19 protein-coding genes and 1 pseudogene are annotated in these 22,076 nt (G+C 58.7%); 11 read left to right on the forward strand and 9 right to left on the reverse strand.

Annotated elements, in window-relative coordinates; translation table 11 throughout:
* A pseudogene (locus ACE3NW_RS11155) lies at positions 1-653 on the reverse strand (sulfite reductase, dissimilatory-type subunit alpha); the annotation flags it as partial.
* A 572-nt stretch (positions 654-1,225) separates the two neighbouring features.
* Between ACE3NW_RS11155 and ACE3NW_RS11160 the strand changes: the two are divergent.
* Genes ACE3NW_RS11160 through ACE3NW_RS11170 form a run of 3 tightly spaced genes read left to right on the forward strand, consistent with a single transcriptional unit; the run spans position 1,226 to position 3,191 of the window.
* On the forward strand, positions 1,226-1,495 hold the full coding sequence (locus tag ACE3NW_RS11160; protein ID WP_374283397.1) for a hypothetical protein: 270 nt from the start codon (positions 1,226-1,228) through the stop codon (positions 1,493-1,495).
* Entirely contained in the window at positions 1,492-2,490 is a 999-nt protein-coding gene (locus tag ACE3NW_RS11165; protein WP_374283399.1) for a hypothetical protein, read from the forward strand. The genes ACE3NW_RS11160 and ACE3NW_RS11165 overlap by 4 nt, the downstream gene beginning before the upstream one ends.
* Positions 2,487-3,191: a septal ring lytic transglycosylase RlpA family protein gene (locus tag ACE3NW_RS11170; protein ID WP_374283401.1), complete on the forward strand. Its 705-nt coding sequence runs from the start codon at positions 2,487-2,489 to the stop codon at positions 3,189-3,191. Before ACE3NW_RS11165 ends, ACE3NW_RS11170 begins: the two co-directional genes overlap by 4 nt.
* Positions 3,192-3,294: 103 nt before the next feature.
* Here ACE3NW_RS11170 and ACE3NW_RS11175 read toward each other — a convergent pair whose 3' ends face one another.
* Positions 3,295-4,317 (reverse strand): NAD-dependent epimerase/dehydratase family protein, encoded by a 1,023-nt coding sequence (locus ACE3NW_RS11175; protein WP_374283403.1) that lies wholly within the window; start codon positions 4,315-4,317, stop codon positions 3,295-3,297.
* A 230-nt stretch (positions 4,318-4,547) separates the two neighbouring features.
* Between ACE3NW_RS11175 and ACE3NW_RS11180 the strand changes: the two genes are divergently transcribed.
* Positions 4,548-5,705: a glycosyltransferase family 4 protein gene (locus tag ACE3NW_RS11180; protein ID WP_374283405.1), complete on the forward strand. Its 1,158-nt coding sequence runs from the start codon at positions 4,548-4,550 to the stop codon at positions 5,703-5,705.
* Complete coding sequence (locus tag ACE3NW_RS11185) at positions 5,702-7,051, forward strand: TIGR03013 family XrtA/PEP-CTERM system glycosyltransferase (RefSeq protein ID WP_374283407.1); 1,350 nt, start codon at positions 5,702-5,704, stop codon at positions 7,049-7,051. The genes ACE3NW_RS11180 and ACE3NW_RS11185 overlap by 4 nt, the downstream gene beginning before the upstream one ends.
* A 90-nt stretch (positions 7,052-7,141) precedes the next feature.
* Here ACE3NW_RS11185 and ACE3NW_RS11190 read toward each other — a convergent pair whose 3' ends face one another.
* The 7 genes from ACE3NW_RS11190 to ACE3NW_RS11220 all read right to left on the reverse strand — a co-directional run bounded on the left by ACE3NW_RS11190 (position 7,142) and on the right by ACE3NW_RS11220 (position 17,082).
* On the reverse strand, positions 7,142-10,198 hold the full coding sequence (locus tag ACE3NW_RS11190; protein WP_374283409.1) for an EAL domain-containing protein: 3,057 nt from the start codon (positions 10,196-10,198) through the stop codon (positions 7,142-7,144).
* Between the two features lie 332 nt (positions 10,199-10,530).
* Positions 10,531-10,938: a (deoxy)nucleoside triphosphate pyrophosphohydrolase gene (locus tag ACE3NW_RS11195; protein WP_374283411.1), complete on the reverse strand. Its 408-nt coding sequence runs from the start codon at positions 10,936-10,938 to the stop codon at positions 10,531-10,533.
* Between the two features lie 24 nt (positions 10,939-10,962).
* The gene (locus ACE3NW_RS11200) at positions 10,963-12,966 is read right to left on the reverse strand and encodes an ABC-F family ATP-binding cassette domain-containing protein (RefSeq protein ID WP_374283413.1); all 2,004 of its coding nucleotides are present in this window, start codon (positions 12,964-12,966) and stop codon (positions 10,963-10,965) included.
* Complete coding sequence (locus ACE3NW_RS11205; protein WP_374283415.1) at positions 12,963-14,054, reverse strand: NAD-dependent epimerase/dehydratase family protein; 1,092 nt, start codon at positions 14,052-14,054, stop codon at positions 12,963-12,965. The genes ACE3NW_RS11200 and ACE3NW_RS11205 overlap by 4 nt, the downstream gene beginning before the upstream one ends.
* Positions 14,051-15,181, reverse strand: coding sequence for a hypothetical protein (locus tag ACE3NW_RS11210; RefSeq protein ID WP_374283417.1), 1,131 nt, complete (start codon positions 15,179-15,181; stop codon positions 14,051-14,053). Before ACE3NW_RS11210 ends, ACE3NW_RS11205 begins: the two co-directional genes overlap by 4 nt.
* A 2-nt stretch (positions 15,182-15,183) precedes the next feature.
* Positions 15,184-16,110, reverse strand: coding sequence for a dihydroorotate dehydrogenase (locus ACE3NW_RS11215; protein ID WP_374283419.1), 927 nt, complete (start codon positions 16,108-16,110; stop codon positions 15,184-15,186).
* A gap of 162 nt (positions 16,111-16,272) precedes the next feature.
* Complete coding sequence (locus tag ACE3NW_RS11220) at positions 16,273-17,082, reverse strand: dihydroorotate dehydrogenase electron transfer subunit (protein WP_374283422.1); 810 nt, start codon at positions 17,080-17,082, stop codon at positions 16,273-16,275.
* A 199-nt stretch (positions 17,083-17,281) separates the two neighbouring features.
* Here ACE3NW_RS11220 and ACE3NW_RS11225 point away from each other — a divergent pair, with 199 nt between their 5' ends.
* The 6 genes from ACE3NW_RS11225 to atpH form a co-directional block, all read left to right on the forward strand.
* The gene (locus tag ACE3NW_RS11225) at positions 17,282-18,355 is read left to right on the forward strand and encodes a M24 family metallopeptidase (protein WP_374283424.1); all 1,074 of its coding nucleotides are present in this window, start codon (positions 17,282-17,284) and stop codon (positions 18,353-18,355) included.
* Positions 18,356-18,364: 9 nt separating this feature from the next.
* The gene (gene aroL / locus ACE3NW_RS11230) at positions 18,365-18,892 is read left to right on the forward strand and encodes a shikimate kinase AroL (protein ID WP_374283426.1); all 528 of its coding nucleotides are present in this window, start codon (positions 18,365-18,367) and stop codon (positions 18,890-18,892) included.
* Between the two features lie 61 nt (positions 18,893-18,953).
* Complete coding sequence (locus ACE3NW_RS11235; protein WP_374283427.1) at positions 18,954-20,015, forward strand: glycosyltransferase family 2 protein; 1,062 nt, start codon at positions 18,954-18,956, stop codon at positions 20,013-20,015.
* Positions 20,016-20,439: 424 nt separating this feature from the next.
* Entirely contained in the window at positions 20,440-20,859 is a 420-nt protein-coding gene (locus ACE3NW_RS11240; RefSeq protein ID WP_374283429.1) for an ATP synthase F0 subunit B, read from the forward strand.
* A gap of 110 nt (positions 20,860-20,969) precedes the next feature.
* Positions 20,970-21,551, forward strand: coding sequence for an ATP synthase F0 subunit B (locus ACE3NW_RS11245; RefSeq protein WP_374283431.1), 582 nt, complete (start codon positions 20,970-20,972; stop codon positions 21,549-21,551).
* On the forward strand, positions 21,548-22,076 hold a 529-nt coding region (atpH, locus tag ACE3NW_RS11250), incomplete at its 3' end, for an ATP synthase F1 subunit delta (RefSeq protein ID WP_374283433.1). The genes ACE3NW_RS11245 and atpH, both read left to right, overlap by 4 nt.

A 22,076-nucleotide genomic window follows, 5' to 3' on the forward strand; every position in this document is an offset into this window, starting at 1 on the left:
AACTTGAACTTGAACTTGTAGGGGAAGGCGGGACGGTGCAGTTCGTCCTGATAGTCCATGGTCAGCGTGTAGCACATGTCCTGCGTGTTGTAGCAGGCATATTCGCAGCGCGACTGGCCAAGGCAGGATTCGGGCGTACGCAGGTTGGAGCCGGAACCACCCAAGTCAACGTTCATGTTGTGGGTCAGTTCGTGGAAGATTTCTTCCAGCTGGGCAGTCTGGGTACCGAGCAGCACGATGTCACCGGTGGAGCCGTGCATGTTGGTCAGACCGGAACCACGCAGATCCCAAATGTCGCACAGGTCGCGCAGGAACTTGCTGTGGTAGTACTTGCCGGAAGGCTGGGCCACACGCATGGTGTGGAAGTGAGCCACGCCGGGGAACATTTCGGGCTGGTCGCAGTAACGGCCGATAACGCCGCCGCCGTAACCGAACACACCCACGATGCCGCCGTGCTTCCAGTGTGTTTCCATTTCGTTGTAGGAAAGCTCAAGCACACCCAGAAGGTCTTCAGGGCAGTCCACAGGGATCTGATAATCAAGACCCTTGGGGTTCTGGGCCCGATAGGCCGCCTCCTGTTTGATGTCGGACACAAAGCTCGGCCAAGGGCCGCTTTCAAGCTGGTCCAACAAGGGGGTTGCATGTTTCGCCATTGCCATACCTCCACATGGTTTGTTTGTATCACGCGCTCGCGTGACGTGCCGGTCAACTGCGGCGATCCGGTGCGGCAATCCGGGGTACAGGCGCGAAATCGCTGCCCGTGCAGGCGGTAAACTACCCGCCAGCACACGCATGCTGGTAAAACCGGCATGCGCCCGCCCCGTAAAATCGGGACGCCCCAGGGGATCGCGGATAACGGACGTGCAAGGGCCTCCGACCGTCAGGCCGCAACGCGGTCAAATCACTGCTTAGCCCATTTTCAACATAATGACAACCGGGGCGGCATGATATACACAAAAGGCGCGTGAATACCCGTCGATCAAGGCTTTGCGACACAATGCACTAGAACACAGCATGCCAAAATCATTACTTTAGGCGGTGTTGCGGGGCAATTTTTTCGAGTAAAAAGCAACTTTTTTCTTAAATATTGTACATTTTTTCACAGCCGCCGCGTTCACCCTTGGCAAAGCCCCCTGATGCGCGTATGATCATAAAGAAATGTGCGGCGCGCCGCACCAAACCCCTCGGCCAATATGGCCGCAGATTCGCAAAGGTTATCCTTATAATGAAAGACCAGCTTGGACTCTACTATCACCCGCAGGCAGGCAATGCCCAGTCACGCGTGTATGTGCGGCGTGGGCCTGATGGAGAAGTTGAATTTCGTCTCTGGCGTGCCGACCACCCCGAAGTGTGGGAACGCCACCCCTGGCTGAGCATGGCCGTTGTGCGCAGCGCGGCCCGCATGTACCAGCAGGAACGCAACGCCGAGGCTGACCCGCTGCTGCTGTATGATATTGCCGTGGCCCGTGCCCTGCTGAAGGAGGACGAAGCGTGAACGGACGCTGGCTGCTGGCCAACCGCGACTTTTTAGTGCGCGACCTGGTGCGCGACTACTGCACCGTCTACAGCCTGTTGGCCGACCAGCGCCGCCGCTTTGATGTGGATGGGGCCGTTTCATACACCGCCCTGCGCGATCTTTTGGGCGAGGCCATGCGCAAGGGTGTTTTTTGGCGGCTCAAAGACACGGCACACCATCTTTTTCGCAACAGCCCAGGCATAGAGGCCGTTGCTCCTGGCGGCATGCCTTCGCTGGACCTGCCACTGCAAGACAATACCCCCACTGAAAGCGACAATGCCGCCGAGCAGGAGCAGATCAATGCCCTGCGGCGCCATGCCGACAGCGTTTTGCCCGGCGGGGCCCGTGCGCAAAAAGCCCTGGAAGGCCTCATCGACTGGTGCATTGGCTACGCCTTTCACGAATGCGCCAAACTGAAGGAAGACGCCTTTCAGGGGCAGCACTACGCCAACCGGCTCATCCAGATTTCGCGTATCCCTGCTGTTACGGCAGACATGTACAACCCCCTGCGCGGGCTCGGCGGTCAAACCTCCGAAAGCTCCTCACGCGAACTTTCGCGCATCATGCACGTTTTGGCACACGGCCTGCGGCTTCTTGCCAGCTATCTGGCTGTAGAGCGGCACAATGCGCATCTGGCCCGCTGGCTTGCCAGCGAAGAAGACTTTGCACGCCGCATTTTTGGTCAGGGCTATGATCATCTGCTGGCATCGCTCTACGGCAATGACCGCGAGCGCCTCTACCTTATGGCTGCCAGGGATTTTTTGCATGCTGGCCGCCGCGAACCGGCCCGCGCCCTGCTTGCCAAGGCGCATTCCGGCGGAAGCCTGGGGCACGAAGGGCTGGCATTGCTGCAAGAGCTGGAGCAGGAATCTGCTTCCGAATGCGAGGGTTCTGGCGTGTGCGCGGCCTGCGGCAAAAAGAATTCCCTGCCCTGCCTGCCCTATCTGGCCGGTCAGGGACGCGGATGTGCATGACGCTTCGGCCTTTTCTGCTTTGTATCATAGCGCTGCTTTGCAGTGCGCTGCTCAGCGGTTGCGGCAGCCGTTCATGGCACAAGGGCGGCGTGCCTGGCAGCCGCCCCTACACGGTGCGCGGCAAAACCTACTATCCCCTCAAATCGGCCAAGGGCTTTGTGGAAGAAGGCACGGCCTCGTGGTACGGGCCCGGCTTTCACGGCAAAACCACGGCCAATGGCGAAACGTACAACCAGTACGCCATGACGGCAGCCCACAAGATTTTGCCTCTGGGAACCCAGGTGCGCGTTACGCACCTGGGCAACGGGCGCTCCATCATTGTGCGCATCAACGACCGTGGCCCCTTTGTGGACGACCGCGTCATTGATCTCTCGCGCGCTGCGGCCAGCCGCCTCAATGTTGTGGGCCCTGGCACGGCCCGCGTGCGCATTCAGAGCCTGGGCGGCGTTGAACGCATGCAGGAGGACGGCGACCTTACGGGGGCCTTTTATGTGCAGGTGGGGGCTTTTGCCGACAGAATAAACGCCGACAACCTCATCAGCATTCTTTCGCAGAGCGGCAACCGTGGGCGGCTTGTCTACGGCAGCAACAACATGTGGAACGTACAGGTGGGGCCGTGGCCCGATTCGTTTGGTGCGCAACGGCAGCTTGAGGTGTTCCGCGCCATGTACCCAGGGGCCTTTGTGGTGGGCGACAAATAGGCTCACGCCGCAGGCCTGCACCGCATTTTTTGCACTCTTCGCCTTTGACAGCAAAAAACCCCGCTTGCGCGGGGTTTCGTATTTGTCAGATGCAGGCGGCCTGCTACAGATTGGCTGCGTACCAGTCGCCCGCCAGCCGCAGGCCCTGGCGCACGCCAAATTCGGGGTCGAAGCCCAGCAGGGTCTGGGCACGGCTGATATCGGCAAGCGAATGACGCACATCGCCAGCGCGAAAATCGCGGTGTACACACTGCGCGCTCTTCACATCGGGATTGTGACGGGCCACTTCTTCCTTGATGAGATCAAAAAGCTCATTGAGGGTGGTGCGCTGCCCAAAGGCCACATTGTAAATCTTGTTGGTGGCATCGCCCTGGGCGAAACTGGCCAGCAGATTGGCCTGCACCACGTTGTCGATATAGCAGAAGTCGCGGCTGGTTTCGCCGTCGCCGTTCACAAAAACGGTTTCCTGCTTGATGAGGCTGGCAAACCACTGGGGGATAACGGCGGCATAGGCCCCGTAGGGATCCTGACGCTGGCCGAACACGTTGAAATACCGCAGGCCCACGCTGGAAAAGCCGTAGCAGCGGTGAAACACGTCAGCGTACAGTTCGTCCACATACTTGGTAACCGCATAGGGTGAAAGCGGGCTGCCGATCTTGTCTTCCACCTTGGGCAGGTCGGGCGAATCGCCGTAAGTGGAGGAAGAAGCGGCGTACACAAAACTTTTAACGCCCGCATCGCGCGCGGCCACCAGCATGTGCAGATAGCCCGTGATATTGCAGCTGTTGGACAGCAGGGGATCATCAATGGAACGGGGCACAGAACCAAGAGCGGCCTCGTGCAGAACATGCTGCACGCCCTCGCAGGCGGCGCGGCAGGTATCTATATCGCGAATATCGCCTTCGATGAAGGTAAAGCGGCTCCAGGCTTCGGGGCCAACGATGTCGCGCACCATGTCCAGATTTTTCTGGTAGCCGGTAAGAAAATTGTCCAGCCCCACCACGGTCTGGCCAAGCTTCAGCAGATGTTCCAGCAGGTTGGAGCCAATAAAGCCCGCCACGCCGGTAATGAGCCAACGCGAAGGCTCGGCTTTCATGGATTTGGCAAGTTCGGAATACGCGCTCATGTGTTGCGTCCTGTTTTCAGATTTTCGGCCCGCGCCTGCGCCTTGCGCCAGGGGGCACGACCACCACGCTTTTACCCTGTAGCCGTGCGACTGTAAAGCCAGCGTCCCGCCAGCAGACGCACATACCTGATACTGCTGGCCCCTTTTCATAACACGGTTGTAATGCTATAGGGTTGGCCATGCGACACAAGCCCTCTGGGGCTAGCGCGGAACAAGGGAGAGCGCCAAGAATGAAGATCATTGTTCTGGGCAACCAGGCAAAAGCCATGAGCAATTTCTGGAGCGTGCTGATCCGCCACATGCGCCGGGCGGGGCACGAGGTGGTTTGCTGCGCCCCGCCGGGAGATACCGACGCCGAAGCGGCGCTGGTCGCCCAAGGCGCACGTGTGCGCCACTACTCGCTGGACAGAAAGGGGCTCAACCCCCTGAGCGACATGCGCACAACGCAAGAGCTGTTCAAGCTTTTCAGGGATGAAAAGCCGGATCTGCTTTTTGCCTCCACCATCAAGCCCGTCATTTATGGCTGCATGGCCGCAAGGGCCGCTGGCGTACCCCATATTTACGCTACCATCACGGGCCTGGGCTATGCCTTTGAGGCAGACACCTTCTTTAAAAAATGCGTTAACCGGCTGGGCCGCCTGCTGTACCGCGCGGCGCTCTCCGGGGCGGAAGGCGTATTTTTTCAGAATCAGGACGACATTACGGTTTTTCGCCAGTCGGGCATTCTTGGGCCCAGGGCACGCGTGCTCACGGCGCGCGGCACTGGCGTGGATACCAAACGCTTTGCCCCCGGCCCCTTTCCCGATTACACCGACCAGGAAAGTCTGAGCGGGCCGCCGGTTTTTTTGCTGGTGGCGCGTTTGCTTGAGGCCAAGGGGCTGCCAGAATACGCCGAGGCGGCGCGCCTGCTCAAGGCCCGCCACCCCGAGGCGCGCTTTCAGGTGCTTGGCCCGCCAGAAAAAGGCCTTGGCAGTGTAAGCCTTGAACAGGTGCGGGCATGGGAACAGCAGGGCAGCATCGAATATCTTGGCGAAACCCGCGATGTGCGCCCCTATGTGACGGCTGCCCATGTGCTTGTGCTGCCCTCGTGGCGCGAGGGCACGCCCACTTCCATCATGGAAGGCATGAGCATGGGCCGGCCCGCAGTGGTAACAGATGCGCCGGGCTGCCGCGAGGTTGTGCGCCCCGGCGTCAACGGCTATCTTGTGCCTGTGCGCGACCCGCAGGCCCTGGCCAGCGCCATGGAAGCCTTTATCACCAGCCCGCAAAACATTGCCCGCATGGGGCAGGCCGGGCGAGAACTGGCCCTGAGTGAATTTGACGCTGAAAAAGTGGCCGCGCGCATTCTTGAAGACATGCACGTTCCCGCCATTGAGGACAAACTATGATAAGCACATACCGCATGGCTCTTTTGCAGATGCTTGACCTTGTCTGCATTCTGTTGGCTCTCAGCGTTTCCGGTTTTTTGACAGTAGAGTCTGACCTGAGCATTTTTCACGACTACACGGGCGCTACGCTCTTTACCATCTTTTTTTACATGCTCTTTTTCTACATTCTTGATGCCTACAGCGTGGGTAACGAGGATTTTAAAGAAACCATAGGCCGCGTGCTTGTGGCCTGCCTGTTGGGCATCATCTCTTCGGCCACGGCATCCTACGCCTTTCAGCACTGGCGCTTTGACCGCGAAACCGTGGCCATGCTCTTTGCGCTTTCGCTCTGCCTTTCGCTGGGCTGGCGCTGGATCTACCACCTCAATGCCGAAAGACTCACCCACCCCCTGCGTATTCTGCTGGTGGGCGTGGACCGCGCAGGCAAGGTACGCCAGCTGCTGGCCGAGGGCCTGCCCAAGGCAGAAATTCTTGGCTACGTGGGCGAACGCGATCAGGGCCCCGATGCCGGGCCGTGCCTTGGTGCGCCCTTTATGGCGCTGGATATTGCCAAGGAAAAGCAGGCAACCATGATTCTGCTGCTGCCCGATGCCCCCATTGACGACGACATCGCCCACGATCTGCTGGAGGCAAAGCTGCGCGGCAGCATGGTGGTGGATATTCGCAGTTTTTACGAACATGTGGTGCAGCGCCTGCCGCTCTCGCAGATGACCGACGAATGGCTGCTGCAAACAGAAGGTTTCTCCCTCAATACCCGTGGCTCGCTGCGCCGTCTCAAACGTGCGCTGGACGTGCTGATCTCGCTGCTTCTGCTCATACCCGCAGCGCCCATCATGCTGATTACGGCCATTGTGGTGCGGCTCGAATCCCCCGGCCCGGTCATTTACACGCAGGACCGCGTGGGCCTTTTTGAAAAGGAATTTACCGTCTACAAGTTCCGCTCCATGCGCGCCGATGCAGAAAAGAACGGCGCGGTGTGGGCCAGCGCCCAAGACGCGCGTGTGACCAAGTTTGGCAAATTTATCCGCAAGGTGCGCATAGACGAGCTGCCCCAGATATGGAACATCCTTAAAGGCGACATGAGCTTTATCGGCCCGCGCCCCGAGCGCATGGCCTTTGTGACCAAGCTCAAGGAAACCATACCCTACTACAGCCTGCGCCACACGGTTAAGCCGGGCCTCACGGGCTGGGCCCAGGTGTGCTACCCCTACGGAGCCTCGGAGGAAGATGCCCGCCGCAAGCTGGAATATGACCTGTACTATATCAAGAACATGTCCATTCTGCTGGACATCAACATCGTCTTCAAGACCGTGGGCGTTGTGCTCTTTCCCAAGGGGGCCCGCTAGCCAGACAGGCCATCCGGCCAGGATTTCAGACAAAAAATCCCCGTGAGACATGCTCGCGGGGATTTTTTTGCGCTCTATGCCAACAGGGGATCACGCCAGTGCGGCAGCAATGCGGGCATGGGATTCCTTGAGATATTCCGCAAAGGCGCTGCCGTTGATGGCCGGTGAAAACAGATAGCCCTGAATGACCTTGCAGCCGTTTTCGGCCAGAAATTCGGCCTGCTCCCTGGTTTCCACACCTTCGGCCACCGTGGCCATGCCAAGGCCGGAAGCCAAGGTAAGCACGGTTTTGACCAGCTCGTTGGAGGCATTTTCAGGCGCATTGATGCCGTCTATGAAGGATTTGTCGATCTTAAGACTGGCGATGGGCAGGGTGTGCAAATAGTACAGCGATGAGTAGCCTGTGCCAAAGTCGTCCAGATATATCTTTATACCCTGCTCGCTCAAGGCAGCTATGGCCCGCGAGGCCTCGGCCATGTTCGACATGAAGGCCGTTTCGGTTATTTCGATGCCAATATGCTCTGGCCGCACATCTTCGCGCCCCAGCACGTCCAGCACGTCATCCACAAAGGATTCGGCAATAATACTGCGCCCCGACATGTTGACCGCAACCCGCACGCTGCCAAGGCCCTGCTGTTCCCATTGGCGCTGCTGCCTGCACGCCCGGCGCAGCACGAACATGTCGAGCCGCCGCACAAGCCCGGTTTCTTCTGCCAGCGGAATAAACACCGCAGGCGATATCCAGCTGCCATCTGCGCGCTGCCAGCGCACCAGAGCCTCGCAGCCAGCCAGTGCCCTGTGGGCAATATTTATCTTGGGCTGGAAGTAAACCTCAAAGGCTGCGCTGTCCATGGCCCTGAACATCTCTGTTTCAAGAGCCATGCGGTCATTGGCTGCCACGGTAAGATCATCGGTAAAAAATGCATATGTGTTCTTGCCCTTGGCCTTGGCCCGGTACATGGCAAGATCGGCGCTCTGGAACAGCGCTTCCATGGTGCCGCCATTGTCTGGATAACAGGCAATGCCAATACTGGCGCTGAGGTAGATGGAATACTCATCCACATAAAAACAGCGGTTCAATGAGCACAACACGTTTTTTGCCAGAGCTTCAATCTGGTTCTTGCTGTGTACCCCGCCCGCAATAATTACAAACTCGTCGCCGCCGGTGCGGGCCACGCAGTCTTCCTGCCGCGCAAGGTAGGTCAGTCGTTCTGCGGCCTGCCGCAAAAGCTTGTCCCCCAGCGAATGCCCAAAGCTGTCGTTGACCTGCTTGAAACGGTCAAGGTCAATGAGCAGAATCCCAACCATGCCGCCGCTCGTGCTGGCCTTGCGCAGGGCATCCAGCAGCCTGGCCTCGGCCAGCGACTTGTTGGCCAGCCCCGTAAGCAGATCGTGGTTGGCCCGGTAGGCCAGTTCTTTTTCCATGGCCGAGCGCTCTGAGATATCCAGCAACGAAATCACAGAAAGCCCGCTGTCCGGTATTCTGGCCAGCGTTACAAGCACGCTGGCGGTTTTACCACTGTTGCCAATAAGTTCTGTTTCGTACTTTTCACGGGTATGAGTGGTATCTGCTGCAAAGAGCTGCTGCGGGCCAAACAAGGCTTTGCCCAGGAACCGGCTTATGAACAGCTTGCCTTCAATTTCTTCCGAAGGAATGCCCACCAGATGCGAAAATTCCGTATTGGTCAGAAAGATCAGGCCCGTGCTGCTGATAACGGCCGTAGCCGTACCCGTGTTCATGAACAGGGTTTTGTAGCGTTCTTCAGAGCGTTGCAGTTCCTGCCTGGTTGTTTCCAGATCTGTGATATCCACAAACGATTCCAGGTAGATTTCCTCGCCGTTCATCTGGATGGCGCGCACAGATTTGACTATGGTTTTTTGCGTGCCGTCGGCAGACACCAGTTTTCCCGCAAGCAACTCGGCCTTGGAATGCCCGTTGACCATGGGGCACAGGTCTACCCCACGGGGGCAGATAAATTCGTGGCAGGGTTTGCCAACAATTTCTTCTGCCGACAGGCCGATAAACCGCTGGGCAAATGCGTTGATGCTGCGGATTTTCAGACTGCCTGGCTCAATGGTGATAACCCCGGCCTGAAGCGTATCGAGCGTTTGCTGCAAGAATTTTTCGTTTGATTGCAGCGCGTCGATCATGCTGTTGATCTTGAGTGAAAGATCAAAAATTTCATCGTCGCCTTCTATCTCGATTTTTTTCAGCGGCTTGCTACTTTTTTCGATGTGCTGCGCCTGACGCTGCATGGAGAGTATGCGCCGCAGTATCTGCTTTTCTGTAAAATACAAAAAAGCCACAAGCATGCCCATGCCGGTAATGACAATGAGAATGAAGTTTTGCATGAACATGCGCTTGCCGAGCTGGGCGATTTCCCTGTCTGTAACCAGGCGCAGGCAAAAGGCCGAGCAGTCAAACATATCGCGCATTATCGAGTATGAATTTACCGCGCCGTCTTCGCGCACGGTTTTAAAGCCGGTGTCGTCGTCTGCGGCAGTGGGCACATTATTGAAAACATCCACCGGCAATATGGAAAAACGCAGCAGGGTATCGTGCTCCACATCCTTTATAAAACCCGCATCCATGGCACGCGTCATAAAGACCACGCCGTTGGGCGGCAACAGCATGCCGGTATCGCGAATTTTTTGGGCTGCCATGAGATGCGGCACGCCGTTTATCATCAAAATACCCGCCATACCTTCATCCGCGCTGCGCATGAGCTTGCGGGTCAGCAGGGCAAACAGCCTTTGCGCCTCGCCCAATTGGCCGGCAGACCAGTTTTCTGTGGTATCTTCAATAAAGGCCGCGTGTTCCGCATCCCTGTTGTAATAGGCAATGGATGACAGGTTGAGTTTGGCAAGCATCTTCTGACGCAAATTAATGCTGACAAATTCTGGATCCGCGTTCTGCATGAACCGATAGGCGTCGTCCCAGCAGGCCCAGTCCACTGCGACATGCCCCATCTGCACCTGCTGGGCATGGATGTGATTGCGCAACTGCCGCATTTTTTCGCTGGCGGTATTGCCTTCTATGGACTCTACCCCGCGCACCACCACAATCTCGGATGTGATGTATGAAATCAGGATAAACAGGCCCACAATGGCTGCACATACTATAATGGAAAGATGCTTTATGCGCATGATATACCTGCCGGACGCGGATGGCACGCAACATTTCTTGCGAGGGCAAGAAGCGGCAAGGGGGATTCGCCCGCTGGATGTGGAGCATCAGAGACCTGGTGGCAAGACACGGCGTTTTCGGCTTGCGTTTCCGCAGGCATTATTCGCATACCCTCTCCCGAAATATCTGGAAAAAGCACTGCCACATTGGCGATTCGATAACTGTTGTATTCACGTTATCTTTATACGCAAAATATTTCCACACGTTGCCTGGGCATTTATTGGGCAGAAACAACAAAAAAGCCCACACATGGCGGGCTTGCACAAAAAAACAAATTTTGCAGAATCTATGTTCACGCAATGCTGGGCTGGCGGGACACCAGCTCCTCAAGCACCACCGCGTCGGCGGGCAAAAAGCCCAGGGCAAAGGCCTCCTGCGGTTCAACCCAGCGCAGGTTCTGCCCCTCGGCACCACAGGGCTCACCGGCAAATTCTGAAACATGGAAGAAATAGATGCGCACGCTGAAACCGCGTTCTTCATACTCATGATCCAGACTTTTCCAGAACACGGCATGGCGCACCCCGATACCCAGCTCTTCGGCCAGCTCTCTCTTCAGGGCATCGAGGGGGCTCTCGCATGCTTCAAGCTTGCCGCCGGGAAATTCCCAGTAGCCTTCCAGGGGTTTTTCGCTGAGCCGCTGGCTGGCTAGAAACCTCTTGCCCCGCCAGATGATACCGGCGGCCACTTCAATATGTTGCATGTATTCCTCCGCATGAGGCTGGGGCTATTCCTGCTCCACGTTCCACTTTGCCCGCGTGGCCGCCATGTCATCTTCAAGAACTGTCATTTCTTCCAGTATGGTCTCGCTGCGCTGCTTGCACTCTTCAAAGGTCTTGAGCAACCCGGTTGAGCGTGCGTGATCGGCGTACACATCGGGGTCGGCCAGTTGGGCTTCCACCGTGCCCTGTTCTTCAAGCACCGTTGCAAGCTCGGTTTCCAGCGCCTCGTAGCGGGCCAGCATGGGTTTCAGCTCTTTGTGCAGGGCATTGCGCTTGCCGGCCTGTTCACGTTTGATGCGCTTTTGCTCGTCGCGCGAGAGAGCCTGGGCCGCTGGCGCTTCAAACTGCCCGCCCCGCGCCTGCCCACCGGCAGCCGCAGGCGCAAGCCCCTCGTCAACTGCCCCACCCTGCCGGGCGCGGCGGTTGTCGTCATACGCCGCAAAATCGGGAAAAACCGTCAGCCCTCTTTCGTCAAGCTCCCACGCCTCGGCCCCCACCTGTGAGAGCAGCCAGCGGTCGTGAGCCACCATAAGCAAGGTTCCATTGAACTTTTGCAGCGCGCTCACCAAGGCTTCGCGGCTTTCAAGATCAAGGTGGTTGGTGGGTTCGTCAAGCAGCAAAAAATTACAGCGCTTCAAAAACAGCGTACCCAGCACAAGCCGGCTTTTTTCACCGCCAGAAAGGGCGCTCACCTGACGGTCAAAATATTCCTGCCCCAGCAAAAAGAGGCCAAGCACGCTCATGAGCTCTTCTTCTGTGGTGCGCGGGTCAGAAAGACGGCGCAGTTCGGCGAGCACGGTGGTATCGCCGCGCAGGGTATCCATCTGGTGCTGGGTGTAGTAGCCCATGCGCATCTGCGGGGCGGTAACCATGGTGCCGCCGCGCCGCTCCAGCGTACCGGCCAGCAGTTTGAGCAGGGTGGATTTGCCGCAGCCATTATGACCCACCAGGGCAACCCGCTGGCCCCTGTACAACGAAAGGGTAAGGGGTGGCCACATGGTTTTGCCGTCATCAAAACGGAAATCCAGATCAGCGGCAGAGAGCACCACCTTTTCGCAGTGCGGCGCCTCAGGCCAGCTGAAATTCAGTTCCTTGCGCTTGGGCTCCGGCCTGTAATCTTCCAGCTCTTTTTCCAGCTTTTTTGCCATTTTTTGGCGAGAACCGGCCTGCCGCGCCTTGGTGGCCTTGGCGCGAAAACGCTCCACAAAGGCCATCTTGCGGTCAAGGTCTTCACGCAGGGCACGGGCCTCGCGTTCGCGCTGGGCATTGTATTCTTCCTGAAGCGCCAGAAACTGCGTGTAGGTGGCCTTGCGAAACACGGGCTTGGAAAGGCCCAGGTACAAAACGTGCGTCCCCACCTTGTCCATGAAGATTCGGTCGTGGGCCACAAAGACCAGCGCGCCCTTGAAGTCCATGAGGAATGACTCAAGCCATTCCACGGCTTCCACGTCCAGATGGTTGGTGGGTTCGTCGAGCAGCAGCACATCGGCCCCGGCGGTGAGCACACGGGCCAGCTTGGCCCTTTCGCGCCAGCCACCGGAAAGTTCTCGCAGCGTGCGGTTCCACTTGCTTTCGGCAAAACCAAGACCAGAGAGCACGGCCTTGGCCCGGTGTTCGGGATTGTAGCCATAGAGCGCTTCAAGCTCGCCCTGCCGATGCATAAGCTCGGTGAGGCGTGCCTCGTCCTTGATGGCTGCGGCTTCTTCCCACTCAGACCAAAAATCGCTCCAGTCGTGCAGCACGTCGAGCACATAGGTAAGCAGCGGCGTTTCCAGAGCCGATTCGGAAAGCTCCTGCTCCACAAAACCAAGACGGCAGCCGCGCGGCAAAATAACCCTGCCGCCGTCGGCGCTTTCAACACCGGCCAGCAGGCGCAGCAGCGTGGATTTACCAGTCCCGTTGGGGCCGCAAACGCACAGACGCACGCCGGAATCCACTTCCAGCGAAAAATTGCTGAGGATGTCCCTTCCGCCAAATGCCTTGGAAAGTTCCTGAATAGTTATCTTCACAGCCAGCCCTCTCGGCGGTAGCCCTCGATGGCTTCGGTCATGCCCGCCTCAAGGTTCACGCTTGGCGCAAAGCCCAGTTCGGCGCGGATGCGGCTGTTGTCGCACAGCCACCCAGCCTGACGGGCCTCGCGGTATTTGTCCAGATTCCATGCCGGTGCGCGGCGCAGGCCATGCCCCAGCAGACGGTTGACCACGGCGTCGGCCGCCACGGCAAAGGCCGTGGAAAGCCCGGCGGTACAGGCCATCACAGGCAGGGGCATGCGCACCATGCGCACCTTGCGCGGGGCCCGGCCCAACACGTTGTCCATGGCCGCACCCATGCCCTCGCAAAAGCCGGACATGGTGTAGACCTCGCCGTCGCTGAGGTGGTAGACACCACGGGCTTCGGGCTTGCACACGCACAGCACTGCCTGCGCCATGTCGGTGGCGTGTACGGCACTGACGTAAAATTCGCGCCCTGCTCCTGGGCTTACAGCGATTGCCGCCTGCCTTACTCCCTTGAAGACCGGCAGCAGGCCCTTGTCGCCAGAGCCATAGATGATGGGCGGGCGCAAGGTCACAAGATTCTGCCCAAGGGCGCGGCCAAGTATCTGCTCTGTAAGCATTTTTGACCAGCCGTAGGCAGAAACAGGCGCGGGCGGCGTGGCGTCGTCCACCCCCGGCGCAATCCCGCTGGGGCCTGTGGCCGCAAGGCTGGAAACCAGCACAAACCGAAAACCGTCACCCAGCCTGCCAGCTGCGGCAAGGCACGCCAGCGCACTGGCCATGCTGCGCGCGGCAAGGGCGTTGGCACGCAGGTAGTCTTGCCAGCCCAGACCAAAAAGCAGGGCCGCCATGTGGATAACCACATCCTTGCCTTGCAGGGCCTGCTCCAGCCCCTCGCCGGTTGTCAGGTTGGCCTGTGCCGTGGCAACGCCCTGCGGCAGATGCCCGGTGCGCGAGGCTGCCCGTGTAAGACAGGTTACCTCTGCACCCGCCGCCAGCAGCTGTGGCAGCAAATGGCGGCCCACAAAACCAGTGCCGCCCGTAAGCAGCACTTTTTTTCCCGCCAGATGCGGGGCCATGCTCTCGCCCGTCGTCAGGGTCATGGCTGAATCTCCCGGCGATAGATGCGGTAACGCTTGGTAATGCGGCCAGAAAAATCTTCGATAAGTTCGTTGACCGCCACATTGTCTTCCAGCACCCACGATCCTTCAACCCACTGAAAATCGGGATTCTGGCGCGCCTTTTCCAGCAGATAGTCGAGCAGCAGCAGGGGCAGGCCCATGAGGCGAAATTCTTCGCGAATACCAAAAAGGATAATGCGGTAGCCGCCCCGGATTTCTGCGCGCGACTGCCACCAGTGCCACAGGGCCGAAATACCCAGTTTGCCATTGAGCCGCCGCAGCAGGGGGGCCATGTCGGGCAGGGCAACCATGCCCGCCGCTGGCTCGTTGTTGTGGAAGAAGAGCACAAAAAATTCTGGGTCGAGCACACTTTTGAGCTCTTTGACGTGCTGCTCGGCCTCGCCGTCCGAAAGGGGCGAAAAACCCCAGTTCTTGGCCCAGGAAACCTTGTAGAGATCCAGCATGGTGCGGATGTCCTGCGCCAGGGTCGCCTTGCTGGAAGTACGGCAGGTAAAGCGGGCCTCGGCCTTGAGGCGGGCCACTTCTTCGTTAAGCCAGTCTGGCGGCGAAAAGCGCGAGCGCTCCATAAGATAGGCAAAAAGATCCTGCTCCTTGCGCAGATGCCAGCCTTCGAGCAGCTCGGCATAATAAGGCGGGTTCCAGGGCATCATGATGGTGGGGGCCAGTTCAAAACCGTCCACCAGCAGGCCGCAGGTATAGTTGGCCGAAGGGTTCAGGGGCCCGCGCATAAAGCTCATGCCCTGGGCGACCAGCCAGTCGCGTGCCGCGTCCAGCAGGGCATGGGCTGCCTCGCGGTCGTTGGTGCATTCAAAAAAGCCAAATGCCCCGCACTTTTCGTTGGCGTAGGCATTGTACTTTTCGTCCACAATAGCGGCTATGCGCCCCACGGGGCGGCCATCGCGCAGCACCAGAAAAAGCTCGCGGCGGGCGCTTTCCCAAAAAGGATGCTCACCGGGCGTGAGCAGCTCGGCATCCTGGCTTTTCAGCCCAGGCGTCCACAGGGGGCTGTTTTCATAGAGGCTCCAGGGCAGATCCATGAACAGCGCAAACTCCTGCTTGGAGCGGGCGGGGATAACGGTAAGCGACATGGTTAATCCAGGTTCAGGCTGCCACGAAATGCGCCAAGGTCTTCGATACCAAATTTTTCGCAGGCAGCGGGCAGTTCTTCTGCCAGGGCAAAGGCGCAGTCGGGCCGCATAAAGTTGCCCGTGCCCACCTGAACGGCGCTTGCGCCCACCAGCAAAAATTCAAGGGCGTCTTCTGCCGTCACAATGCCGCCGATGCCAACAACCGGAATATTCACGGCCCTGGCAACCTGCCACACGCAGCGCAGGGCCACGGGCTTGATGGCCGGGCCGGAAAGCCCGCCCACCACATTGGCCAGCGAGGGCCTGCGGCTGTGCAGATCAACAGCCATGCCCAGCAGGGTGTTGATGCACGAAATGCTGTCCGCGCCAGCGTCTTCCACACTGCGGGCCATCAGGGCGATGTCGGTCACGTTGGGCGAAAGCTTGATCATCACATGCTTGCCCGGTGCAGCGCGGCGCACCGCAGCCGTTACCTGGGCCGCCAGGGCGGGATCCTGCCCAAACAGCACGCCCCCTTCCTTCACGTTGGGGCACGAAACGTTGACCTCAAGCGCGGCCACGCCTTCTTCTTCGTTAAGGCGGGCTGCAAGCTCGGCAAATTCATCTACAGATCCGGCGTAGATATTCGCAATAACCGCTGTTTCCTGCCAGGGCAGGCGGGGCAGCTTGGTTTTGCAAAAGTTTTCCACACCGTCGTTTTGCAGGCCCACGGCATTGAGCATGCCCGCCGTGGTTTCCACAATGCGCGGGGTTGCGTTGCCCTGGCGGGGCAGCAGCGAAAGCCCCTTTACCACCATGCCGCCCAGCGCCGAAAGGTCGCCGTAGGTGGCAAATTCCAGCCCGTAGCCGAAAGTACCTGAAGCCGTGAGCACAGGGTTCTTAAGGGTCAGGTCGTGGGTCTGCCCCTTGAGTGTGACGGAAAGATCCATGCCGCATTCTCCAGATTGCCGGCAACCGGCATTTTGTGCGTAGCGTGACCAATGGCACATGCTGAAACGCGCCCACCGTTTGCGGTGCGGCGCGTGTGCCCATGGCGTATGCCGCTTGCTGGCGTTAGACGCCGGTTCTAAAATCGAGAAAGACCAGAAAACCTACAGCTCAACCTGATCCGACCAGAAGACGGGGCCGTGGTTGCACACCTGCACCAGACCCTCGCGCTTTTCTTCAACCGGCCAGGATTCTGTGGTTTTGGTCACGCAGCCAAGGCACGCGCCCACGCCGCAGGCCATGCGGTTTTCGAGCGAAACCTGACAGCGCACGCCAAGCTCGGCAGCAAACTTTTGCACGGTGCGCATGAAGGGCGTGGGGCCGCAGGCAAGCACAAGGCCCTTTTGGTCTGCGTATTCGCTCATGCGTTCCTGAATGGTGAAGATAAAGTCGTCCAGATCGCCCGATTCGGCCTCGCGCAGGCTGTCCAGCGGTACATGCTCGTTGATGCTGTCCACCGGGTAGCAGCTGATGTGCTCTCGGTGGCCAAAGAGCATGGAAATGTTCCACGGCTTGGGATGCTCGCTCACATAGCCCACAAAGGGCACAATGCCCATGCCGCCAGCCAGCAGCAGTGTTGGGGTGTCGGGCTCTACGGCAAAGCCGTTGCCCAGGGGCCCCCACACGCGCACCTTGTCGCCCGAGCGCAGCTCGGACATGCGCCGCGTGCCTTTGCCGCGCACCTGAAAAAAGCAGATCATGTGCCGGGATGTCATGTGGCAGATGCCAAGGGGACGGGCCCAGGGTATATCCAACCCGAAGTTTCGGGGGCGTATCATAACAAACTGACCAGGCCGCCACCGAGTCCAGTCGGGGCGGGAGAGGCGCAGCGCAAAAAAGCGACTTTCGTTGCCAGTCTGGCCAAAAGGAACCAGATCGAGTACGTCAAGCTCGCAAGAAGTAGATTGTGACATGTCTATAAATATAGTCCTAGTTGCGTTGTAGGTCAACTGACCGATTACCCCACAGCCTTTGCCTTAATATATACAAATTTTGTATCAATTGTCCAACACGGCCAGCTCTTTCGCCCGCTGTACTTGCCTGTTCCAACACCCCAAAATTTCAACTTTTCACCAGGCCGTGTGCCGCGTATGCTTCTGACAGGAGTTTTTTATGACAGAAATTTTCGCTTCACGCCGTGAAAAACTGCGCCGCGCCATGCGCGCACGCGGACTTGATGCCCTGCTGATCAGCCAGGCCGCCAACAGATTCTATCTTTCTGGCTTTGAACTGCACGACCCCCAGTTCAACGAGAGCGCTGGCAGACTCGTGATCACTGCCGACGGGCGTGACTGGCTGGCCACAGACGCCCGCTATCTCGATGCTGCTGCCCGCATGTGGGACAAGGAGCGCATCTTTATTTATGGCGGCGGAGCCGCGCACGATCTGCACAGGCTGCTGCGTCTTTGCGGCAGCCGTATCGGGCTGGAATACCAGGGAATCAGCATGGCATTTGCGCGTGACCTTGCCGCCGCTGGCCCTGGCCTGCACTGTGAGGCCGCAGACGGCCTTGTTGAGCAGCTGCGCCGCATCAAGGAACCCTGCGAAATTGCTGCGCTCGAAAAGTCCTTTGCCCTCAATCACAAGCTTATGAAATGGGTTGAAGGCCAACTTGAACCCGGCCGCACAGAGGCCGACATCAGCTGGCGCATCGAGCGCTTTTTTCGCGAAAACGGCGCTTCTGAACTCGCTTTTTCAAACATTGTGGCTGTGGGCAAAAACGCCGCCCTGCCCCACGCCATTCCCGGCGGGGATACTGTTTCTGCCAACTGCCCCGTGCTTGTGGATGTGGGCTGCCGGGTGGATAATTATTGCTCAGACCAGACCCGCACGTTCTGGGTTGGCGATGCGCCCACAGACGAATTCCGCCGCACACTCGACCTTACCCGGCAGGCGCAGACGGCGGCCATCGAAGGTATGCGGCCCGGCATGCCCCTGCGCGCGGCCTACGCTCTGGCGCACGATGTATTTGCCAGAGCTGGCGTGGCCAATGCCTTTACCCACGGCCTTGGCCACGGCGTGGGGCTGGAAACCCACGAGGCCCCCAGCCTTTCACCCCGGGCCGAGGGCACGCTGGAACCCGGCATGGTTGTAACCGTTGAACCAGGGCTGTATTATCCGCAATGGGGCGGCATCCGCTGGGAATATACGGTGCTGGTGGAAGAGGACGGCGTAAGGATTCTTTAGGGGGGCAAGATGGGCATTCTTTTTCTAGTGGGCGCAAGGGCATCGGGCAAGACCACCATCGGCAAGGCCGTGGCCAAAATTCTGGGCCTGCCCTTTGCCGACACAGACCAGCGCCTGCTGGAAAGTGCGGGCCGTACCGTTGATCAGATTGTGGAAGCCGAGGGCTGGACTGGTTTTCGCCAGCGCGAAAGCCTTGCCCTGCAAGAGGTTGCCGATGCGCACACCGGGGGCTGCGTGGTGGCCACGGGCGGCGGCATGGTGCTGGCAGAAGCAAACCGCACGCTCATGCGCCAACGCGGCATGGTCGTCTTTCTTGATGCGCCGGTGCAGGTGCTGGCAGAGCGTCTGGGGCGCAACCCGCTCGCCAGCCAGCGCCCTTCGCTGACAGGCAAGGGACTTGTGGATGAAATTGCCGATGTGCTTGCTGAGCGCCGCCCCCTTTATGAAGCCGCAGCCCACCACACGGTTGATGCCTCGCGCCCTTTGCAGTCCGTTTGCCGCCACATTGCCGACCTGTGGAACGCGCAAGCGCTGTAGCCCGTGATCGACAGAAAAAAACCAGCCTCAACAGAATGTCTACCCCCAGGCAGCTGCTAGCGTGAATCCTGCCCAGCCATCCCCTGTTTCCCCACTGGTTTCTGTGGTGCTGCCTGCCTGGAACGCGGCCCACACCCTTGGTGACGCCCTGCAAAGCCTGCTTGACCAGACCCCGGCCCCCGGCGCGCCCCTGCCTGATTTTGAAGTGATTGTTGTGGACGACGGATCTACCGACAGCTCCCACACATTGCTTGAACACTGGCGCTCTGGGCATCTTCTCGGCAACAGGCTGCGCCCGCTGTATCTACCGCACGGCGGGATTGTATCTGCGCTCAATGCCGGGCTTTCTGCGGCCAGGGGCACATTTGTGGCCCGCATGGACGCGGACGACACCGCGCATCCCCAACGCCTGTCACGTCAGGCCGCGCACCTTTTCAACAATCCGCAGACAGACCTTTCCGCTACCTGCGTGACCTTTGGCGGCGACCGGCAGATGGCCCACGGCTTTGCCCACTTTGTGGACTGGCAGAACAGCCTTATCTCACACGAACAGATCAGCAGGGCGCGCTTCCGCGACACGCCTGTCTGCCATCCTTCTGTCATGTTTCGCAGGCAGTGTGTTGACAAATGGGGCGCGTACCGCGACGGCGATTTTGCGGAAGACTGGGAGATCTGGCTGCGCTGGCTGCACCACGGCGCAGCGATGGACAAACTGCCGCAGCAGATGCTGGTATGGAATGATGCCCCAAGCCGTGCAACGCGTGCCGACCGCAGATACGCCCGCGAGGCCTGCGACAGGTTGCGGGCCATTTGGCTGACCAGCTGGCTTAAAGAGAACAATCCCTTTCATCCCTACGTGTGGGTTGTGGGCGGTGGCCGCGTGGCACGACAGCGGTTGGCTCCGCTTTGGCAGCAGGGGGTTGTTCCTGCTGCCTATGTGGACATTGACCCCCACAAAATTGGCAACCGGGTGCAGGGCATTGCTGTCGTTGGGCGTGCCGCCCTGCCGCCCCCTGGCCAGTGCTGCATTCTTAATGCGCTTACTGCCCACGGCGCAGCCGAAGAGGCAAGCCGCTGGCTGACAGAAACGGGACACCACCCCGGCCAATTCCTTATTGTTTAACAGAAATTTTAAACAATGCAGACCTGTTAAATCGCCTTTACAAATTGTTTGTGTCTTTCTTCCCAAGTCATACTTCCATTGCAGCCAAGCCATTGCACTTCAATACTGCAATGACGTTGCAGCCTACTGCATAAATGCATGCTTCATGCAGCGGATCGAAGTCCTCAGCACTTTATTTGATTGTGCAAACAGCCAATTTTAACGTACTTGCAACGTATCCTCGTGGCAACGCGCATAGCCAGCCATTATAGTTGCCGTTTTCTGCCAGCCTTGAGTGCCCGAACAGGCCTTGCGGAAAAAAAATTGCGGAGTTTGCGAAATTTGTCACCAATACCCTTTGACATAACAGGGGCAAGGAGCTATGTTGCAAGGGCTTTATGTATTTTCAACTCCTTCAATCCGCAATTCATATGGAGGATGCGGCATGCTGGACTTAAACGTCACTCTTCTCTTTCAGCTGGCGAATTTCTTTATCGCTATTTACGTGCTCAACATCCTCCTGATTCGCCCCATCCGCGAAATCATCAAAAAGCGCAACGGCGTCATGGATGATATGGCCGAAGAAGCAGGTTCTTTCGAGTACCAGGCTGCCGACCGGCTCACCAACTATGAGGCCGAACTGGCCCGCGCCCGTCAGGACGCAGGCAGCAACCGTGAGGAAGGCCGCGCCGCTGGCGCGGTAGAACAGCAGAAACTGGTGGGCGAAGCACAGCAGAGCGCCCGCAACATTCTGGCTGAAACCCGCGCCTCGCTGCAGGCACAGGCTGCGGAAACCCTTGAAACACTGCGCAAGCAGGTGGGCGAATTTTCTTCCCGCCTTGCCGACCGCCTTATCAAGGGCTAGCAAGCGGCGCTGACTCAGGCCTTTGCGGGCCGTTCCGCAACGCCGCGCGTTGCGGGCATCATTGGGAACTGTTTTCGAATCGGTATATTATCGAACAGAGGGGGTGGGCTTTGAGCAGATGGAAACACGCGGGTTTTATCCTGCCGCTCGTTATTGCCTTTGCCGCGCTGGTGGTCATTCCTGCGGGAGCCATGGCTTCTGAAGGACATGCCGCGCCGCGTTGGGGCGACTTCGGCTGGCGCGTGCTCAACTTCGTGATTTTTGCCGGCATCCTCTGGTACTTCGTCGGCGGCTTGGCCAAGCGATTCTTTAAGAACCGCCGCGAAGGCATCAAGAATGCACTGGACGATCTTGACGAACGTCGCAAGACGGCCAAGGAGCAGCTGGCCTCGGTAGAGACCCGCATTGCCAACCTTAATGCTGAACGCGAGGCCATCTTGGCCGAAAGCCGCCAGCAGGCCGAAGCCCTCAAGCAGGGCATTGTGGAAGAGGCTCACCGCCAGGCCGCTCAGATTGTGGAGCAGGCGCGCCTTACGGCGGAAAATGAAGGCCGCGCCATCTTCGCTGAAGTGCGCGCCTCCATTGCCGATGAAATCGTGAACGCTGCCGAGAAGGCCTTGGGCTCCAAGCTCAACGCAGCCGAGCACGATAAGCTTATCGCCAACTCCCTTAACAAGGTGGTGCTCCATTGATCAACACCGTGGTTGCACGCAGGTATGCCAACGCAATATTTGCGTTGGGCAAAAAGGAAGGGGAAGCAGCCCTGAGCTCGCACGGCGAATGCCTTGCCGCTCTTGGCAAGCTGCTTGCCACCGCGCCTGGGCTTGACGTTACCCTTAAAAGCCCTGTTATCGGCGTGGAAGAAAAAAAGGCAGTTCTCGACAAACTGCTGGGCAAGCTTAAAGCCGACAAAACCATGCGCAACTTCTGCTTTCTGCTGGCAGAAAAAGAAAGGCTTGCCTTTCTGAGCGAAATCGCAGCGTGGTATGGTAAACTGCTGGACGAGGCCAAGGGCATAGTCCGTGGCCAATGCATAACCGCAGTACAACTTTCCGCAGACAAACAGTCTAAGCTCAAGGACACCCTGCAAAAGAAGGCGGGAACCGATATTGAGCTGACCTTTGCCGTGGACAAAGACATACTAGGGGGTATGGTGCTCAAAATGGGTGACCGGGTGCTGGACGCAAGTCTGCGCGCGCAGTTGGGAATCCTTCGGG

Source organism: Desulfovibrio sp. (genome assembly GCF_041907885.1).
Lineage (GTDB): Bacteria > Desulfobacterota > Desulfovibrionia > Desulfovibrionales > Desulfovibrionaceae > Desulfovibrio.

What these genes read in the sequence shown, in the direction of transcription:
- ACE3NW_RS11215 (WP_374283419.1), bottom strand. Translation starts at nt 16,110, where the DNA reads ATGGATCTTTCCGTCACACTCAAGGGGCAGACCCACGACCTGACCCTT.
- ACE3NW_RS11240 (WP_374283429.1), top strand. Translation starts at nt 20,440, where the DNA reads ATGCTGGACTTAAACGTCACTCTTCTCTTTCAGCTGGCGAATTTCTTT.
- ACE3NW_RS11195 (WP_374283411.1), bottom strand. Translation starts at nt 10,938, where the DNA reads ATGCAACATATTGAAGTGGCCGCCGGTATCATCTGGCGGGGCAAGAGG.
- ACE3NW_RS11170 (WP_374283401.1), top strand. Translation starts at nt 2,487, where the DNA reads ATGACGCTTCGGCCTTTTCTGCTTTGTATCATAGCGCTGCTTTGCAGT.
- ACE3NW_RS11210 (WP_374283417.1), bottom strand. Translation starts at nt 15,181, where the DNA reads ATGTCGCTTACCGTTATCCCCGCCCGCTCCAAGCAGGAGTTTGCGCTG.
- aroL (WP_374283426.1), top strand. Translation starts at nt 18,365, where the DNA reads ATGGGCATTCTTTTTCTAGTGGGCGCAAGGGCATCGGGCAAGACCACC.
- ACE3NW_RS11190 (WP_374283409.1), bottom strand. Translation starts at nt 10,198, where the DNA reads ATGCGCATAAAGCATCTTTCCATTATAGTATGTGCAGCCATTGTGGGC.
- ACE3NW_RS11205 (WP_374283415.1), bottom strand. Translation starts at nt 14,054, where the DNA reads ATGACCCTGACGACGGGCGAGAGCATGGCCCCGCATCTGGCGGGAAAA.
- ACE3NW_RS11220 (WP_374283422.1), bottom strand. Translation starts at nt 17,082, where the DNA reads ATGTCACAATCTACTTCTTGCGAGCTTGACGTACTCGATCTGGTTCCT.
- ACE3NW_RS11185 (WP_374283407.1), top strand. Translation starts at nt 5,702, where the DNA reads ATGATAAGCACATACCGCATGGCTCTTTTGCAGATGCTTGACCTTGTC.
- ACE3NW_RS11225 (WP_374283424.1), top strand. Translation starts at nt 17,282, where the DNA reads ATGACAGAAATTTTCGCTTCACGCCGTGAAAAACTGCGCCGCGCCATG.
- ACE3NW_RS11175 (WP_374283403.1), bottom strand. Translation starts at nt 4,317, where the DNA reads ATGAGCGCGTATTCCGAACTTGCCAAATCCATGAAAGCCGAGCCTTCG.
- ACE3NW_RS11180 (WP_374283405.1), top strand. Translation starts at nt 4,548, where the DNA reads ATGAAGATCATTGTTCTGGGCAACCAGGCAAAAGCCATGAGCAATTTC.
- ACE3NW_RS11160 (WP_374283397.1), top strand. Translation starts at nt 1,226, where the DNA reads ATGAAAGACCAGCTTGGACTCTACTATCACCCGCAGGCAGGCAATGCC.